The sequence below is a fragment of the Tessaracoccus luoxuelianae genome (assembly GCF_055326245.1).
The window spans coordinates 237,370-251,848 of the sequence record NZ_JBUZNO010000001.1; the positions used below are offsets into that span (position 1 = coordinate 237,370).

16 protein-coding genes are annotated in these 14,479 nt (G+C 70.1%); 7 read left to right on the plus strand and 9 right to left on the minus strand.

Going from position 1 to position 14,479, the window contains the following annotated elements:
• Window positions 1–94: 94 nt before the first annotated feature.
• Window positions 95–904, minus strand: coding sequence for a translation elongation factor Ts (gene tsf, locus ACZK39_RS01080; RefSeq protein WP_182783021.1), 810 nt, complete (start codon window positions 902–904; stop codon window positions 95–97).
• A gap of 30 nt (window positions 905–934) precedes the next feature.
• Entirely contained in the window at window positions 935–1,897 is a 963-nt protein-coding gene (gene rpsB, locus ACZK39_RS01085) for a 30S ribosomal protein S2 (RefSeq protein WP_463612248.1), read from the minus strand.
• 287 nt (window positions 1,898–2,184) lie between these two features.
• Between rpsB and ACZK39_RS01090 the strand changes: the two genes are divergently transcribed.
• Window positions 2,185–3,099 carry a M23 family metallopeptidase gene (locus ACZK39_RS01090; RefSeq protein ID WP_182799588.1) on the plus strand — a complete coding sequence of 305 codons (915 nt, stop codon included), beginning with the start codon at window positions 2,185–2,187 and terminating at the stop codon, window positions 3,097–3,099.
• A gap of 23 nt (window positions 3,100–3,122) precedes the next feature.
• On the opposite strand, the gene ACZK39_RS01095 is transcribed toward ACZK39_RS01090, so the two are convergent.
• On the minus strand, window positions 3,123–4,028 hold the full coding sequence (locus tag ACZK39_RS01095) for a tyrosine recombinase XerC (protein WP_220489240.1): 906 nt from the start codon (window positions 4,026–4,028) through the stop codon (window positions 3,123–3,125).
• Between the two features lie 101 nt (window positions 4,029–4,129).
• Here ACZK39_RS01095 and def point away from each other — a divergent pair, with 101 nt between their 5' ends.
• Window positions 4,130–4,747 (plus strand): peptide deformylase, encoded by a 618-nt coding sequence (def, locus tag ACZK39_RS01100; RefSeq protein WP_182799586.1) that lies wholly within the window; start codon window positions 4,130–4,132, stop codon window positions 4,745–4,747.
• 11 nt (window positions 4,748–4,758) lie between these two features.
• Here def and ACZK39_RS01105 read toward each other — a convergent pair whose 3' ends face one another.
• The gene (locus ACZK39_RS01105) at window positions 4,759–5,610 is read right to left on the minus strand and encodes a TrmH family RNA methyltransferase (protein WP_182783026.1); all 852 of its coding nucleotides are present in this window, start codon (window positions 5,608–5,610) and stop codon (window positions 4,759–4,761) included.
• Between ACZK39_RS01105 and ACZK39_RS01110 the strand changes: the two genes are divergently transcribed.
• Both ACZK39_RS01110 and ACZK39_RS01115 read left to right on the plus strand, forming a co-directional pair.
• Window positions 5,609–7,330 carry a chorismate-binding protein gene (locus ACZK39_RS01110; RefSeq protein WP_463612249.1) on the plus strand — a complete coding sequence of 574 codons (1,722 nt, stop codon included), beginning with the start codon at window positions 5,609–5,611 and terminating at the stop codon, window positions 7,328–7,330. The two genes, ACZK39_RS01105 and ACZK39_RS01110, sit on opposite strands and share 2 nt — an antisense overlap.
• On the plus strand, window positions 7,327–8,283 hold the full coding sequence (locus tag ACZK39_RS01115; protein ID WP_182783028.1) for a bile acid:sodium symporter family protein: 957 nt from the start codon (window positions 7,327–7,329) through the stop codon (window positions 8,281–8,283). Before ACZK39_RS01110 ends, ACZK39_RS01115 begins: the two co-directional genes overlap by 4 nt.
• Here ACZK39_RS01115 and ACZK39_RS01120 read toward each other — a convergent pair.
• The 5 genes from ACZK39_RS01120 to ACZK39_RS01140 form a co-directional block, all read right to left on the minus strand.
• Window positions 8,274–9,455: an SPFH domain-containing protein gene (locus ACZK39_RS01120; RefSeq protein WP_370585754.1), complete on the minus strand. Its 1,182-nt coding sequence runs from the start codon at window positions 9,453–9,455 to the stop codon at window positions 8,274–8,276. The two genes, ACZK39_RS01115 and ACZK39_RS01120, sit on opposite strands and share 10 nt — an antisense overlap.
• A gap of 69 nt (window positions 9,456–9,524) precedes the next feature.
• A complete protein-coding gene (locus tag ACZK39_RS01125) occupies window positions 9,525–10,001 on the minus strand; it encodes an NfeD family protein (RefSeq protein ID WP_463612250.1) in 477 nt (158 codons plus the stop codon).
• Window positions 9,998–10,783 carry an ABC transporter ATP-binding protein gene (locus ACZK39_RS01130; protein WP_463612251.1) on the minus strand — a complete coding sequence of 262 codons (786 nt, stop codon included), beginning with the start codon at window positions 10,781–10,783 and terminating at the stop codon, window positions 9,998–10,000. The genes ACZK39_RS01125 and ACZK39_RS01130 overlap by 4 nt, the downstream gene beginning before the upstream one ends.
• 198 nt (window positions 10,784–10,981) lie before the next feature.
• Window positions 10,982–11,755: an enoyl-ACP reductase FabI gene (fabI, locus tag ACZK39_RS01135; RefSeq protein ID WP_182783031.1), complete on the minus strand. Its 774-nt coding sequence runs from the start codon at window positions 11,753–11,755 to the stop codon at window positions 10,982–10,984.
• A gap of 14 nt (window positions 11,756–11,769) precedes the next feature.
• Entirely contained in the window at window positions 11,770–12,483 is a 714-nt protein-coding gene (locus ACZK39_RS01140; RefSeq protein WP_370585749.1) for a beta-ketoacyl-ACP reductase, read from the minus strand.
• Window positions 12,484–12,550: 67 nt separating this feature from the next.
• Between ACZK39_RS01140 and ACZK39_RS01145 the strand changes: the two genes are divergently transcribed.
• From ACZK39_RS01145 to ACZK39_RS01155, 3 genes are read left to right on the plus strand one after another with little or no spacing between them, the layout of a single operon-like run.
• Complete coding sequence (locus ACZK39_RS01145; RefSeq protein WP_463612252.1) at window positions 12,551–12,871, plus strand: DUF3099 domain-containing protein; 321 nt, start codon at window positions 12,551–12,553, stop codon at window positions 12,869–12,871.
• Window positions 12,868–13,683: an SURF1 family cytochrome oxidase biogenesis protein gene (locus ACZK39_RS01150; protein WP_463612253.1), complete on the plus strand. Its 816-nt coding sequence runs from the start codon at window positions 12,868–12,870 to the stop codon at window positions 13,681–13,683. The genes ACZK39_RS01145 and ACZK39_RS01150 overlap by 4 nt, the downstream gene beginning before the upstream one ends.
• Entirely contained in the window at window positions 13,680–14,471 is a 792-nt protein-coding gene (locus ACZK39_RS01155; RefSeq protein WP_463612254.1) for a putative RNA methyltransferase, read from the plus strand. Before ACZK39_RS01150 ends, ACZK39_RS01155 begins: the two co-directional genes overlap by 4 nt.
• The last annotated feature ends 8 nt before the right edge of the window (window positions 14,472–14,479 follow it).

A 14,479-nucleotide genomic window follows, 5' to 3' on the forward strand; every position in this document is an offset into this window, starting at 1 on the left:
TTGTTTGTTTCTTCTTTCCTTCGTCCTCTGCTCCCATTTTGTCCCCCCCCCCACGTCACTCTACTTCACTGTGCAGCGGGCTGCTTGTCCTGGGTCAGGCGCCGACCGCGAACCGCACGAAACGCACTATCTCGGTGTTGCCGGCCTTGAGCGCGTCACCGACGGACTTCTTGTCCTCCCACACGGCAGCCTGGTCGACCAGGACGACGTCCTTGAAGAAGCCACCGACGCGACCCTCGACGATCCGCGGGAGGGCACCCTCGGGCTTGCCCTCCTCCTTCGCGGTGGCCTCGGCGATCCGCCGCTCGTTCTCGACGACATCCGCCGGCACCTCGTCGCGGGTGACCCATTGGGGCGACATGGCGGCGATCTGCATCGCGACCTGGTGCGCGAGCGCCTCGTCGCCCTGGTACTCGACCAGGACGCCGACCTGCGGAGGCAGATCCGCGGCACGGCGGTGCAGGTACAGGTGGGTGGCGCCGTCGAAGTTGGCCGCATTGACCACGGAGAGGTTCTCTCCGATCTTGGCACCCAACTCCTGGACCGCGTCCAGGACCTTGGCGCCCGATGCGAGGGACGCATCGTTGGTGGAGGCGACGTCCGTGGCACCGGAGGTGAGGACAGCGGAGAGGATGTCGTCGGCGAGGGAGACGAACTCGGCGTTCTTGGCGACGAAATCGGTCTCGGAGGCGAACTGGATGAGTGCCCCGTCGCGGCCTGCGACGATGCCGTTGGTGGCCTCGCGGTCTGCCCGCTTGGCGGCCTTCGCCAGGCCGGAGATGCGCAGCAACTCGATGGCCTTCTCGAAGTCGCCCTCGGCCTCGGTGAGGGCCCTCTTCGCGTCCATCATCCCCGCGCCGGTGGCGTCGCGGAGCTTCTTCACGTCAGCGGCAGCAATTGCCATGAGTGGTGTTTCCCGTCTTGTTGGTGTGGATCAGTTGGCGGCGGTGGTGTCGTCAGAGGCGGGAGCCTCGGCGTCGACGGCAGGGGCCTCGGACTCGACGACGGGGGCAGCCTCAGCCTCAACGGCCGGGGCCTCCTCGACTGCGGGGGCGGCGACCTCGGCCTCGGCGACGGGGGCCTCGGCCTCGACCGGGGCCTCCGCCTCGACGACGGGGGCCTCCGCCGGGGTGGCCTCGGCGCCGAGGAGCTCCAGCTCCCAGTCAGGCATCGGCTCTGCGGCGACCTGCTCGCCACTGCGGCCGGCGGAGCGCTCGATGAGGCCCTCGGCGACGGCGTCGGCGATGATGCGGGTCAGCAGCGCGACGGAACGGATGGCGTCGTCGTTGCCCGGCACCGCGAAGTCCACCTCATCGGGATCGCAGTTGGTGTCCAGGATGCCCACCACAGGGATGTGCAGCTTGCGGGCCTCGTCGACGGCGAGGTGCTCCTTCTTGGTGTCCACGATCCAGACCGCCTGCGGGGTCTTGGCCATGTCGCGGATGCCGCCGAGGGTCTTGTCCAGCTTGATCTTCTCGCGCTCGAGCTGCAGGAGCTCCTTCTTCGTGAGCCCGGAGCCGGGGACGTCGGCGAAGTCCATGCCCTCCAGCTCCTTCAGGCGCTGGATGCGCTTGGTGACCGTGTGGAAGTTGGTGAGCATGCCGCCCAGCCAGCGCTGGTTCACGTACGGCATGCCGACGCGGGTGGCCTGCTCGGCGATGGCCTCCTGGGCCTGCTTCTTGGTGCCGACGAAGAGCACCTGGCCGCCGCGGGCCACGGTGGACTTGACGAAGTGGTACGCCTTGTCGATGTAGCTCAGCGAGAGCTGGAGGTCGATGATGTAGATGCCGTTGCGCTCGGTGAAGATGAATCGCTTCATCTTGGGGTTCCAACGACGGGTCTGGTGCCCGAAGTGAACGCCCGACTCGAGCAGCTGGCGGGTGGAGACGACGGCCATGGCCGGTCCTTTCGCGGCAGGGCTCCGCCCCGCCTGACTTCGGTGGGCCGAGGCCCACGGTGGTTACGATGACCCCAGCGGGGCCAATGCCTGATGCGCCCGGCGCCGCACCCGCTCCGGAGATCGGGACCACGCGGCCACCGGCGGTCCCCCGCGCGGCGCATGCGATGTCAACCCAGAGGTTGCAGGGTCATCTTAGACGGGTGCGTCCAACCGCGACAAACGCACCTGTCCACAGCCGGCAGCGCCGGCGGGAGATCGGGGCGACCGCTGACGAACAAGAAGACATGCGCCCACTTCTGGTCTCCTTCGCCCTGTTCGCCGTGCTGCTCACCTGCGTCTCCCCCGCGGCCGCTGCTGCCGGCCTGCTCCTGGAGCCTCCGGTTCAGGGACGCCTCGTCCGCGGCTTCGACGCGCCCGCATCGCCCTACGCTGCCGGTCATCGCGGGGTGGACCTGGCAGGCACGGCTGGGACGGCTGTGAGGGCCGCGGCGGCTGGGCGCGTGCACTTCTCGGGCTTCGTGGCCGGCCGCGGCACGGTCTCCATCGACCATGGGAACGGCTGGCGGACCACGTACCAACCGGTCTCCCCAGGGGTGGGCGAGGGCGAGGTGGTCGCCGCCGGGGACCGCATCGGCACGCTCGCCTCCGGGCATTGCGACGGGGAATCGTGCCTGCACTGGGGACTGACCGACGGCGAACGCTACCTCGACCCTCTGCTCTACCTCGAGACTGCGGTGGTCAGGCTGCTGCCCGCCGGTTCGGAGCCCAGGCCGATGCCGGAGCTCCCCGCGGCCCGTGCCAGCACCGTCGGGACCCTGCCCGTGGACGGGCCCGTGTCGTCTCCGTTCGGGATGCGCCGCCATCCCGTCACGGGCGTGGTCAAGCTGCACGACGGCGTGGACCTGGCCGCCTCCTGCGGCACCCCTGTCAACGCCCCCAGCGGCGGCGTGGTGGTGGACGCGTCCTTCCACGTGGCCTACGGCTACCGGGTCAGGATCGATCACGGAGGAGGGCTGACCATGTCGTACACCCACCTGCCGGGGCTGGAGGTGCGTGAGGGCCAGCAGGTGGCCGCCGGGGCGCGCATCGGGCGCGTCGGCAACACCGGACTCTCCACCGGGTGTCACCTGCACTGGATGGCGTGGCTGAACGGCAGCCTGACCGATCCGCTTACATTGCGCTCCGGCTCCGGTGGGTGACCGGCTCACCGGCCCGCCATGAGTCAGGCGCGCGGATGCGCCTGACGGAAGGCGTCGCGGAGGCGCTCGGAGGTGACATGTGTGTAGATCTGGGTGGTGGCCACCGACGCGTGGCCCAGCATCTCCTGCACGCTGCGCAGGTCAGCTCCGCCCTCGATGAGGTGGGTGGCCATCGCGTGGCGGAGCCCGTGGGGTCCCACGTCCATCCCTGGGCCGGCGGCCGAGGTGAGGTCATGGACCACCCTGCGGGCCACCCGCGGATCCAGCGCCCCGCCCCTTGCGCCCAGGAACACGGTCTCCGGGCTGCCCACCCGTGCCAGCTGCGGACGCAGGTCGAGCCAGGAGTCGATCGCGCGGAGGGCGGGCAGCCCCACCGGCACTGTGCGCTGCTTGCCGCCCTTGCCCAGCACGCTCAGGGATTGACGCTCCCGGTCGACGTCGCGCAGCAACAGGCCGCACGCCTCCGAGACGCGCAGGCCGCTGGAGTAGAGGACCTCCACCAGCGCGAGATCCCTTCTCGCGAGCGGAGAATCCTCCCCGCCTACGCGCGCCTCCGCCCCGAGGATGCCCGCCTCCACGGCACCCACAGGCAGCACGGTCGGCAGCAGCTGCCTCCGCTTCGGCGCTCGGAGCCGCGCGGCGGGATTCATCGCCACGGGCACCTCGCGCTGCGCCCAGGCGAAGAAACCCCGCGCGCACGCCACCCGGCGCTGCACTGTGGCGGTCGCGGCCCCATCGTCGGTCATCCGGGCGAGCCACCCACGGAGCCGCCCGAGGGTGACGCGGCCCACCTCGACGTCGACGAAGCGGGCCAGATCGGCCAGATCGGTGCGGTAGGCGCGCACCGTGTGGGGCGACAGGCCACGCTCGGCGCGAAGGTGCGCCGAGTACTCGTCCAGCAGGGCGGACCACCCCGGGGGAAGCTCCATACCTGTCAGTGTCGCGCACCGCGCACGCGGGGGCGCAGCACGACACCCGTGCGGCATACTGGGCACCCGAAAGAGCGTGGACGAGCACTGCTGGAGGACACATGGCGCAGGACGATCTCACCCAGGGCGGCTCCGTCCGCCCGATGACCAGGTGGGGAACCCCCGTCATGCACGCCAGAACCGAGCCGGTGACCGAGTTCGGCGAGGAGCTGCACACGCTCATCCGTGACATGTTCGCCACCATGCGCGCCTCGGAGGGCGTGGGCCTGGCCGCCACCCAGGTGGGAGTGGGGCTCGCCGTGTTCATCTACGAATGCCCAGACGGCGACGACCGGCTCCAGACCGGCGTCGTGTGCAACCCGGTGGTCACCATGCCCGAGGGAAGCGACCGCCAGCTGGACGCAGCGGACGAGGGCTGCCTCTCGTTCCCAGGCGGCTACGCCATGCTGGCGCGGCCGGACAAGGCCCGTTGCGTCGGTCAGGACCCGTGGGGCAACGAGATCGTCGTGGAGGGCACGGGTCTGCTCGCCCGCTGTCTCCAGCACGAGACCGATCACCTCAACGGAACGGTCTTCGGCGATCGCCTCTCCGCGCGCTCCCGCAGGCAGCTGGACCGCAAGGTGGCCGAGTTGGCCTGGCGCTATCCGGATGACTGGCCGATCTCCCCGAAGGCCGCCCACGCCACTCCTGTCGGAGAGACTGAGCCCCCGCGGACCTGAGCTCTTCCCCTTCACCGGGACTGGACGCCCGGGCGCAGTCCGTAGGCCAGGATCGCGGCGGCCGCGGCCACGTTCAACGAGTCCACGCCCTGGGCCATGGGAATGGTCACGTGGTGATCCGCGGCGGCCTGCCACGCGTCGCTCAGGCCGCGGCCCTCGGTGCCGAGCAGGAGGGCCACCCTCTCGGGCGTCTCGAACTCGGCCAGGTCCACAGCAGCGGTCGACAGCGTCGAGGCGACGAGCGAGAAGCCGGCCTCGCGGAGGCCGATGAGGTCCGCATCGGAGTCCATCCGGCGCCACGGCAGCGCGAGCGACGCTCCCATCGAGGCCTTGATCGCCCGCCGGTAGAGCGGGTCGGCACTGCCTGGGGAGACGATGACCGCGTCCCAGCCGAGCCCGGCCGCCACCCTGATGATTGCGCCGATGTTGGCGTGATCGACGATCTCCTCGCACACGATGACGCGCCGGGACCCGGCGATCTGCTCCCATGACGCCTCCGCCGGGCGGTCGAAGGAGCCGAGCGCTCCCCTGTGGACGTGGAAGCCGCTGATCCTCTCGATGAGCGCCTCCGTCGACACGTAGACCGGCACCTCTGGCCAGCGCTCCAACAGCGGCTCCACGCCCGGCAACCATCTCGGCTGCACCAGGAGTGACCGGGGGCGGCACCCGGCAGCGAAGGCCCGCTCGATGATCTTGACGCCCTCGGCGATGAATCGCCTCTCATCGGAGCGCCTCAACTGGGCGTCACGGAGGCCCGCGAAGTCCAAGAGCCGTTCGTCGGCGGGGTCGGTCACGTCGATCAGCACGGCCCGACGATACCGCCCGACCCCGGGGAGGCCGATCGGGATAGCCTTGTGCGCCATGGACCCGTTCGTGCTGCTCGACGACGCCCGTCGGGGCAGCGCGACCCTCCTCACCGGACTCCGTCGGGTGGACCCGGTCACGCTGGAGAGCCTCGACGAGACGCTGCGCCACGGCTGGGCGGAAGGGCTGCACGCCTTCGCCTGGCTCCCCTACGACCTGGGCGAGGCACACGCCGGGCTCCAGGACACCGCGCCGGGCGCTGTCTACTGGTTCCAGGATCGGGCGGCCGCGGACCCCGTCGACGTGCTGCCCGACGATGGCCACGCATGGCTGGCCGATGTTGCCCACGACGTGGACCGCGCACACTTCGGCCTGGCGGTGGCTGACCTCCAGGAGGCCATCGCCGCCGGCACCAGCTATCAGATCAACTACACGCATCGGGTCACCGGACGCCTCGTCGGCGACCCGATGGCCCTCTACGCCAGGCTGCGCCGGCGGCAGCCGGCCGCGTACGGGGCACTGGCGCGCCTTCCCGCGCCGGCGGCGCCCTGGACGCTCAGCCTCTCCCCCGAGTTGTTCATCCGCGTGGCCGATGGTTCGGCGGTGGCCAGGCCGATGAAGGGCACGGCGCCGGCCTGGACGGACCCCGTCGCCCTGCGCGAGGACCCCAAGAACCGGGCAGAGAACCTGATGATCGTCGACCTCCTCCGCAACGACCTCAGCCGCGTCGCGGTGCCCGGAACAGTGGCGGTGTCAAGGTTGTTCGAGGTGGAGCGGGTCGGTGACCTGTGGCAGATGACCAGCACGGTCAGCGGCCACCTGGTCCCCGGCACGACGCCGGCGGACCTCCTCGCCGCCACCTTCCCCTGCGGGTCGATCACCGGGGCGCCCAAGCTGGCCAGCATGCGCCTCATCCGCGGCGCGGAACTGGACGGTCGCGGGCTCTACACCGGCAGCCTCGGCCTGATCGATCCTGCCGCCGACGAACTGGGCTGGGCCATGAACCTCAGCATCGCCATCCGCACCCTGGAGGTCGACGGCGAGGGCAGGGTGCGGCTCGGCATCGGCTCCGGGGTGGTCGCGGACAGCACCCCTGACGGCGAGTGGGCCGAGTGCCTCGCGAAGGCCGCCTTCGCCACCGGCCTGAGACCCACCGTGACATTGAAGGAGACCCTGCGCGTGGTCGATGGCGTCGCGCCGCTCGGCACCAGGCATCAGGCACGGCTGACCGCCTCGGCCCGCGAGCTGGGCTTCGGCCCCGTCGAGGCGGTGGTGGAGGCGGCCGTCCGCGACACTCCAACCGGTGCCTGGCGGGTGGCCATCGACGTGGCCCCCACGGGCGCGGCGTCGGTGACCCGGACCCCCCTGGAGCCCCCACTGGCCCAGGCGCGAATCGTGCTGGCCGACGCGCCGTGGGTCCCCGGGCCGCTGGCCAGGCACAAGACCTCGGCGCGCGGACTCTACGACGACGCCGTGCGTGCGGCCTCCGCGGCTGGGGCCTTCGACACCATCGGTTTCGACGCCCATGGCCGCATCTTGGAAGGGGGACGCACATCGGTGTTCGCTCTCCTCGACGGCCGTTGGGTCACCCCGCCGCTCGACCTGGGAATTCTCGACGGCGTCCAACGCTCGGCGGTCCTCTCCGACCCCGCGCTGCTCGGAGCAGGGTCTGTGGCGGAGTACCCCGTGACGGTGGCGGAACTCCGCCGGGCCGACGCCATCACCGTCACCAACGCCGTGCGCGGGGTCCTGGCGGCCCGTCTGGAGGAGAGTCAGTGAAACTGAAGGTCGACCCCATCCTCGTGATCATCCTCGGCACCTTGGCCCTCGGCCTGCTGCTGCCGGTGAGCGGGCGTCCCGCCGAGATCCTGGACCTGGTCACCCGGGTGGGCGTCTTCGTGCTCTTCTTCGGCTACGGCGCGCGGCTGTCCGCTGCCGAGACCCGATCGGGGTTGAAGAACTGGAGGCTGCACCTGGCCATCCTCAGCACCACGTTCGTCGTCTTTCCGCTGTTGGCGGTCCCCGTGCTGGCCATCCCCGACGCCGTGTTGTCGGCCCCCATCCGGGTTGGGCTGATCTTCCTATGCCTGGTGCCCTCGACTGTGCAGTCGTCGATCACCTTCACCTCGCTGGCCGGCGGCAACGTGGCCGCCGCCATGGTCTCGGCGACGGCCTCGAACGTCCTGGGGGTGGTGATCACCCCGCTGCTGGCCATCGTGTTCATCCCCACAGCCAGCGGCGGATCGATCGGCTTCGAGCAGGTGTGGGGCGTGGTGGTGCAACTCTTGCTGCCCTTCGTGCTGGGGCAGCTGTCGCGGGTGGTGACGGCCGGATTCATGGCCCGGCACAAGGCGCGCCTCAAGTTCCTGGACCAGGCGGTGATCATGCTGATCGTCTACGGCGCCTTCTCCGAACTGCGCGTCTCCGGCGTCTGGCAGCAGCTGGCGCTCACCGAACTCCTGCTGCTGGTTCCCCTTGCGCTGGCACTCCTAGCCCTGATGTTCTCCTACACGTGGGCGCTGGGCGGGTGGCTCGGCTTCCCGCGCGAGGACCGGATCGCGCTCATGTTCTGCGGCACCAAGAAGTCGCTGGCCACGGGCGTGCCCATGGCCAGCGTGCTGTTCCCCGGCGCCACCGTCGGTGTGCTGGTGATCCCGCTCATGCTGTACCACCAGGCGCAACTGCTGGCCAGCTCGGTGCTGGCCACGAGGCTACGCGAGGCTCAGGACTGAGGCCCCCACGGGCTGGACTGCTCCTCGCCGGCCTGCTGGGGTGAGGAGGACGGCTGGGGTGAGGAGGACGAGTTACCGTCCCCGATGGACAGCGGTTCCTCACCGGAGGGCGCCAACGATCTGGGCGTGGTGCTGATGTGCGCCCGCCTCGACGCGGCGCGCCCCGCATCAAGGGCCTGCGCATCGGCGATCGCCTGCTCGACGGTGGCGTTGGAACGCTGACGATCACGCACGGCCTGTTCCTCGATCTCCGCCTGCACGTCCACCATCTCGGGTGCCTCGAACTTCTGCGCGGCCTGAGACACGTAGTCGCGGACCCCGCCAGTCTCGGCCACCTGGCCCAGGCCCTTGAGGGCATCGTTGAGCTCGCTGGGGATGACCCACACCTTGTTCGAATCGCCCTTGGCGAGCTTCGGCAGCATCTGCATGTACTGGTAGGCCAGCAGCGCCTGATCGGGTTCTGCGGCGTGAATGGCGTTGAACACCTTGGTGATGGCCTGCGCCTCACCCTCGGCGTGCAGCATCTGCGCCTGCCTGTCGGCCTGGGCACGCAGCACAGCGGCCTCACGGTCGCCCTGTGCGCGCAGGATCGCCGCCTCCCTGTCGCCACCCGCAGACAGGATCTGAGACTGACGCTGCCCTTCGGCGATGAGGATGGAGGCCCTCTTGTCGCGCTCGGCGCGGGCGCCCTTCTCCATCGCGTCACGGATGGTGGGCGGCGGCTCGATGGCGCGCAGCTCCACCCGGTTGACCTTGATGCCCCACTTGCCGGTGGCCTCGTCGAGCACGGCACGGAGCCGCTGGTTGATCTCCTCGCGTGAGGTCAGCGCGGCCTCGAGGTCCATGCCGCCGATGATGTTGCGCAGCGTGGTCATGGTGAGCTGTTCGATCGCGGCGCGGTAGTTCTGCGCCTCGTAGGCGGCGCGCACCGGATCGACGATCTGGAAGTAGATGACCGAGTCGATGGAGACCATCAGGTTGTCCTCGGTGATGACGCCCTGCGGCGGGAACGGCACCACCTCCTCGCGCATGTCCAGCACGTAGCGGACCTGGTCGAAGAACGGGACGACGAGGTGAGGGCCCGGCTCAAGCGCCTTGCGGAACTTGCCCAGCCGTTCGACCAGCGCAACCTTCTGCTGCCGGATGATCTTGAGCGTGGCCGCCAGCGTCATGACGATGAGGATGACGAGTGCGATGAGTACCCAGAGAGTGATGTCGGGCATGGTTTTTCTCCTAGGAGGTTAGCTACCGAGCTGACGATGGGTGGGATAGACGATGAGCGTGATGCCGTCGAGGCCGAACACCTCGACGTCCTCGTCGGCGCCGATCACGACGTTCGGGTCGAAGGAGCGCGCCTCCCAGATCTGACCCTCGACCTTCACCTCGCCCCGGCTGCCGGTGATCTCCCCCTGCGAGCGTCCAGATGCCCCCACCAGCTTGTCCAGCGAGGAACGGTAGCCGGGGGCCCGCCGGACGCGTTCGAGGAGGGTGGGGCGCAGCACGAACAGGGTGAGGACGGCTGTGGTGAGCGCGACGAGGACCTGCAGCCAGACGAGACCGGGAAAGATCAGTGCGGTGACGCCGCCCATCACCGCCCCCGAGGCGAGCATGAGGAGGGTGAGGTCCATGGTGAGGAGCTCGGCCGCGGCGAGGAGGGCGGCCAGAATGCCCCAGCCTGCCCACAGGTTGGTCCGGATCCATTCCAGCCACTCGTTCACATGCGGCTCCTCGCGCTCCAGCGTCCGCCGTCGTGGGTGACGCGCAGCGGCATGTCGAAGGTGCGGCTGAGGTTTTCGTCGGTGAGCGTGGAGCTGATCGGCCCGTCGGCCACGATGCGCCCGTCGCGCATCAGGAGGCAGTGCGTGACACCCTGCGGGATCTCCTCCACGTGGTGGGTGACCAGCACCGTCGCCGGGGAGTCGGGGTCCACGCAGAGGGCGGACAAGGTGTCCACCAGCGCCTCCCGCCCGGCGAGATCCAGGCCGCCAGCGGGCTCGTCCAGCAGCAGCAGCTCGGGGTCCGTCATCAGCGCCCGCGCGATCTGCACCCGCTTGCGCTCGCCCTCGCTGAGGGTGCCGAACGTGCGCTCACGAAGGTGGGCGACGCGCATCGACGACAGCAGGTGGTCCGCCTGGGCCACGTCGTACTCGTCGTACTCCTCGCGCCACCGGCCGACGATGGCGTAGGCGGCCGAGAGCACCACGTCGCTGACCCGCTCGTCGGCGGGGATCCGGTCCGCGAGCGCGGAGGACGTGAGCCCGATGCGGGGCCGAAGCTCGAACACGTCGACGGTGCCCACCACCTCCCCGAGGATGCCGACGATGCCATCGCTGGGGTACATCTGGGCCGACAGGAGCTGGAGCAGCGTGGTCTTCCCGGCGCCGTTGGGGCCGATGACCACCCAGCGCTGCGCCTCGCCGATCACGAGGCTCACATCGTCGAGGAGGGTGGCCCCGCCACGCTTGATCGTCACGCCCGCTAGTTCTGCCACCGCTGCCATGCCACCCAACCTACCGGACGCCACCAGCGGGTGACTGCAGGCCGGGCGGACGATGAAACGCGCTGGGTGGTGGGGGTGCGGGCCGGGCCGGGTTGGTCGGGCATGTGCGAAGGGGCAGGCGCTTGCACCACCCCCGGAGTCACGGACGGGACCGGCCCGCACCACCCACCACGTGCTGTCGGGCCTCCCCGCGACCGCTCAGGCTCCGGTGGAGTGCAGCCCGCCGTCGACGTGGATCATCTCGCCTGTGGTGGCGGGGAACCAGTCGCTCAGCAGCGCCACGACGGCCTTCGCAGAGGGGACGGCGTCCGAGGTGTCCCAGGGCAGGGGGGAGCGCGTCGACCAGGTGTCGTTGAAGGACGATGCTCCCGGGATGGCCTTCTTCGCCACGGTGTCCAGGGGGCCTGCGGCCACCAGGTTGCAGCGGATGCCGTCCGGGCCGAGGTACCGGGCCAGGTAACGCGAGGTGGACTCCAGCGCCGCCTTGGCCACGCCCATCCAGTCGTAGGTGGGCCAGCTGATCCGGGCGTCGAAGGTGAGGCCCACCACGCTGGCGCCGCGGTTGAGCAGCGGCTTGCAGGCCATGGTCAGCGACTGCAGCGAGTATGCGGAGATGTGCAGGGCGGCTCCGACCGTCTCCCAGTCCGTGGTGAGAAACGCGCCCCCCAGGGCCTTCTCCGGGTGGGCGTAGGCGATCGAGTGCACGATGCCGTCCAGGCCGCCGTCGAAGTGCTCGGCCAACACGCCCGGAAGCGCAGCGAGGTGCTCGGGGTCCGTGACGTCCAGCTCAATCAGCGGCGGCACCGGGTCCAGCTTGGAGATGGCCCGCTGGGCCGGGCCGATGGCGCGACCGGCCGCCGAGACCACGATCGTGGCGCCCTCGCGCTGCGCGATCTCTGCGACCGCGTACGCGATCGAGGTCCGCATGGTCACGCCGGTGACCAGGATGTTCTTGCCTTCAAGGAGACCCATCGTCAGGTCCTTTCTCAGTGACCCATGCCGAGGCCGCCGTCAACGGGGATGACGGCGCCGGAGATGTAGCCGGCGTGCTCGCCGGCCAGGAAAAGAGCGGCCTGGGCTACGTCGTCGACGCTGCCGAGGCGCCCCGCGGGGATCCGCTTGGTGTAATCCGCGATGGTGCCCTCGGGCAGGACGGCGGTCATGTCGGTCTCGATGAACCCCGGCGCGATCACGTTGGTGGTCACGTTGCGGGACCCGATCTCCCGGGTCAGGCTGCGGGCCATCCCGACGAGAGCCGCCTTCGACGAGGAGTAATTGATCTGCCCTGGCGAACCGAGGAGGCCCACCACGGACGAGATGAGGATGATCCGGCCGAAGCGGGACCGCATCATGGGGCGGCTGGCGCGGCGCACCACACGGAAGGTGCCGGTGAGGTTGGTGTCGATGACCGACTGCCAATCCTCGTCCGACATGCGCATGAGCAAGGTGTCCTTGGTCACCCCTGCGTTGGCCACCAGGATCTCCACCGGGCCGAGTTCGGCCTCGACGGTGGTGAACGCCTGGTCCACCTGTCCCTGATCCGTGATGTCGCACGGGACGCCGAGGACGCCTTCCGGTACGCCGCCTGAGCGGTAGGTGGCGGCGACGCGGTAGCCGGCGTCGCGGAACGCCTCCGCCATCGCGCGCCCGATGCCCTTGGATCCACCGGTGACGAGGACCACTCTAGATTCTGAAACCACGGGAGCAACCTACCGCACGCCCCCCGTTTCGAGGGGGTCTCCCGCGGCCCGGACTATGCTGGCGGGCATGGCCAAGGGAGACGACTCGACGCTGATCACCAGCGCCGGTCGCGGACGCACCCTTGAAGTGGAGGAACGCCAGCGGCGTTATCTCATCACCATGGCGGTGCGCACCGCCTGCTTCCTGTTGTTTCTGGTGGTGCCGGGCTGGTGGAAGGTGGTGGCGCTGGGCGCGGCCGCCCTTCTACCTGCCTTCGCGGTGTTGTTCGCCAACAGCGCGGATCATCGCCCCCCTCCGGTGGTGGCGGCAGACGACGACAGGGGTGAGGTCCGGGGCGCCATCACGGGCGGGGACGTGGTGCCGGGCACCGTCGAGGAGGATCATTGAGCAGGCAGGTCAAGCGGTGGATCGCCATGGGCGTCTTCGCCGCGGTGCTGGCCACCGTGTTCGTCATGCTCGGACAGTGGCAGCTGCGGCGGCTCGACGAGCGACGCGAGAACAACGCCGTCGTCGAGGCCCATCGTGCGCTGCCTGTGGTGTCCTACGACGAGGTGATGACCGGCGTCATCGACGACGCGGATCAGTGGTACCGGGTCTCGGCCACCGGCACCTACACGGGCGAGCAGTTCCAGGTGCGCTACCGCTCCCTCGACGGCGCCTACGGCAGCGAGGCTGTCGCGGTGCTGGACACCGCCCAGGGCGATTCCCTGCTGATCAACCGCGGCTTTCTGGTGCGGCAGCCCGGGTATCCGGACGGGGCGCTGCCTGCCCCGCCCGAGGGTGAGGTCACCGTCACCGGCTTCGTGCGCCGCAACGACCGGGGCGACGAGGGTGCGATGACCCCGCACGAGAACCAGATCCGGCTGATCAGCTCTGAGGCACTCGGCACGGCGCTCGGGAGGGACCTGGTCAACGGCTACGTGGCGCTGCTTGAGTCCACTCCGCCCGAGACGGACGTCCTGCGGTCTCTGGGTGAACCGGACCTGGATGAGGGACCGCATCTGAGCTACGCGCTGCAGTGGTTCGCGTTCACGCTGATCGGGGTGGTCGGGATGGTGGTGTTGGTGCGGGCGGACCTCCGCGACCGCAGGGAGGCACGCGGACAGACGCCGCAGCAGACAGCGACGCAACCTCTCGAGTCGCAGCGCACACCTCCATCGACTGCGGCCCCTCGGGGGCACGAGACGCCCCCTCAGTGAGCGGTCTCGACTGGCTGCGCTGCCCACATTGCGCGCTCCCGTTGGCTCGCACCGACCAGACCCTCCGCTGCCCGGCCGGGCATTCCTTCGACATTGCACGCCAGGGCTACGTCAACCTGCTGGGCCGCGCCGCGCCGCGCAACGCCGACACCCCGTCCATGCTCGAGGCGCGAGCACGGTTCCTCGGCGCCGGCCACTACGCCCCGCTGGCGGAGGCGGTGGCAGCCCAAGTCTCGGGCGCAGCCCGCATCGCAGAGGTAGGCGCCGGGACCGGCTACTACCTCAGCCGGGCGCTGGACGCGAACCCTTCCGCTGAGGGCCTGGCCACCGACGTCTCCGCGGCGGCAGCCCGACGCGCCGCCAAGGCGCACCCCCGGGCGTCGTCGATCGTGGCCGACACCTGGGCGGGGCTCCCCCTCCGCGACGGCGCGGTCGACGCCCTCCTCTGCGTGTTCGCCCCTCGCAACCCGGCCGAGTTCACCCGTGTCCTCGCCCCCGGCGGCCGGCTCGTCGTGGCTGTGCCGACTCCCGCCCACCTCGGCGAGGTGCGCGCAGAGTACGGCCTGCTCGGGGTGGCCGACGACAAGGCCGACGCCGTCCTGGCCTCGCTGCCCGGCTGGAGCCTGGAGGCTCTCGACACCCTCGTCCAGCCACTCCACCTGGCGCCCGAGGAGGTGGCGGACCTCATCGCGATGGGCCCTAATGCGTTCCACGGCCGACACGGCGTCACCGTCGCGGCGTCGACCACCCTCGCAGTGAGCATCCTGACTCTGACGCACCCTTCGTGAACTGAGTT

Coding starts and splice junctions, on each gene's coding strand:
- tsf (WP_182783021.1), bottom strand. CDS start 904: ATGGCAATTGCTGCCGCTGACGTGAAGAAGCTCCGCGACGCCACCGGC.
- rpsB (WP_463612248.1), bottom strand. CDS start 1,897: ATGGCCGTCGTCTCCACCCGCCAGCTGCTCGAGTCGGGCGTTCACTTC.
- ACZK39_RS01090 (WP_182799588.1), top strand. CDS start 2,185: ATGCGCCCACTTCTGGTCTCCTTCGCCCTGTTCGCCGTGCTGCTCACC.
- ACZK39_RS01095 (WP_220489240.1), bottom strand. CDS start 4,028: ATGGAGCTTCCCCCGGGGTGGTCCGCCCTGCTGGACGAGTACTCGGCG.
- def (WP_182799586.1), top strand. CDS start 4,130: ATGGCGCAGGACGATCTCACCCAGGGCGGCTCCGTCCGCCCGATGACC.
- ACZK39_RS01110 (WP_463612249.1), top strand. CDS start 5,609: ATGGACCCGTTCGTGCTGCTCGACGACGCCCGTCGGGGCAGCGCGACC.
- ACZK39_RS01105 (WP_182783026.1), bottom strand. CDS start 5,610: ATGGCGCACAAGGCTATCCCGATCGGCCTCCCCGGGGTCGGGCGGTAT.
- ACZK39_RS01120 (WP_370585754.1), bottom strand. CDS start 9,455: ATGACGCTGGCGGCCACGCTCAAGATCATCCGGCAGCAGAAGGTTGCG.
- ACZK39_RS01130 (WP_463612251.1), bottom strand. CDS start 10,783: ATGGCAGCGGTGGCAGAACTAGCGGGCGTGACGATCAAGCGTGGCGGG.
- fabI (WP_182783031.1), bottom strand. CDS start 11,755: ATGGGTCTCCTTGAAGGCAAGAACATCCTGGTCACCGGCGTGACCATG.
- ACZK39_RS01145 (WP_463612252.1), top strand. CDS start 12,551: ATGGCCAAGGGAGACGACTCGACGCTGATCACCAGCGCCGGTCGCGGA.